The organism is Acidovorax sp. HMWF018, from assembly GCF_003061035.1.
Lineage (GTDB): Bacteria > Pseudomonadota > Gammaproteobacteria > Burkholderiales > Burkholderiaceae_C > Acidovorax > Acidovorax delafieldii.
This window is the reverse complement of record NZ_QAIM01000472.1, coordinates 12,248-13,856: the sequence shown is the minus strand read 5'-3', so window position 1 is coordinate 13,856 and position 1,609 is coordinate 12,248. Positions and strand designations below refer to the sequence as shown.

At 69.2% G+C, this 1,609-nt stretch carries 1 protein-coding gene; it reads left to right on the top strand.

Features of this window, described 5'->3' with window-relative positions; all coding sequences use genetic code 11:
* Positions 1 to 1,609, top strand: a 1,609-nt coding sequence (locus DBR23_RS20045; protein WP_233250603.1) for a DUF4118 domain-containing protein, incomplete at both ends; no start/stop codon positions are given.

Below are 1,609 nucleotides of genomic sequence, written 5' to 3'. Positions count from 1 at the left end.
GCGCGCCTACCGCCGCGCCAGCACCACCACGCCAGAGGCCGTGTGGCCCAACCGCGAAGCCCTGTTGGCCTGCGTGGGCACGGGCGACAACGCCGAAAAGGTGGTGCGCAGCTGCGCCCGCCTGGCCGCCCAGCTCGACCTGCCGTGGCACGCCGTGCATGTGGAAACGCCCGAGCAGCAAGGCCAGTCGGCCACCCTGCACCCGCAGGTGGAGCGCACGCTGAAGATCGCGCAGCAACTGGGCGCCGCCGCCTGCGCCGTGCTGCCCGCAGCCCAGCCCGCCCAGGCCCTGGTGCGCTATGCGCGCGAACACAACCTGGTGCGTGTGGTCATGGGGCGCAGCACCCGGCGCTGGCCGTGGCAGGCCACGCTGGCCGAGCAGATCGGACAAAGTGCCAGCGACCTGGACCTGCTGCAGGTGGGCACACTGCCCAGCCGCAGCGCCGACACCACCGAACGCAAAACCATCCGCACCAGCACCGCAGCCCCCCGCGCTGCATTCTGGCCCGGCTACATCGCCGCCGCCCTGGCCTGCTGCATTGCTGCCGTCATTGCCACACCGCTGGCCAACGTGCTGGAGCTGACCAACATCGTCATGCTGTTTTTGCTGGTGGTGGTGGGAGTGGCGCTGCGCTTTGGTCGCGGCCCTGCCATCATGGCGGCGTTCCTGGGCGTGGGGTTTTTTGACTTCTTCTTTGTGCCGCCCCGCTTCAACTTTGCGGTGAGCGACGCGCAGTACGTCGTCACCTTTGCGGTGATGCTGGTGGTGGCCCTGGTGGTGGGCCAGCTCACCGCCGGGCTCAAGGTGCAGGCCGAGGCCGCCACCGACCGCGAACACCGCGTGCGCAGCCTGTACGACATGGCGCGTGACCTGTCTGCAGCCCTGCTGCCCGAGCAGGTGGCCGAGATTGGCGCACGCTTTATCACGGGCGAGTTCAGCGCAGGCAGCACGCTGGTGGTGGCTGACGATGACAACCGCCTGCAGGTGCTGCCCGGAGGCACCGCCCCCGTGGACATGGCCGTGGCGCAATGGGCATTCGAGCGCGGCGAGCCCGCAGGCCGGGGCACCGACACCTTGCACTCCAGCCCCACGCTGGTGCTGCCGCTCAAGGCGCCCATGCGCATCCGTGGCGTGCTGGTGGTGGCCATGCCCCACGGGCAGGTGCCGGGCGTAGAACCCCGCCGCCTGCTGCAAACCTGTGCCTCGCTGCTCGCCATTTCGCTCGAACGCATCCACTACATCGACGTGGCACAAAAGAGCACGGTGCAGATCGAGTCCGAGCGGCTGCGCAACTCGCTGCTCTCGGCCATCTCGCACGACCTGCGCACTCCGCTGGCCTCACTGGTCGGCCTGGCCGAATCACTGGCCATGGTGCAGCCGCCCCTGCCTGCCCATCAACAAGAGCTGACCGGCGCGATCCAGCAATCCGCCCAGCGCATGAGCGCACTGGTCAACAACCTGCTGGACATGGCCCGCCTGGAGGCTGGGGCCGTGCAACTCAACAAGGCCTGGCAGCCGCTGGAAGAAGTGGTGGGCAGCGCCCTGGCCGCCAGCGCCCCCGCCATCGCGGCGCACCGGGTCGAAGTGACTCTACCCGATGACCTGCCA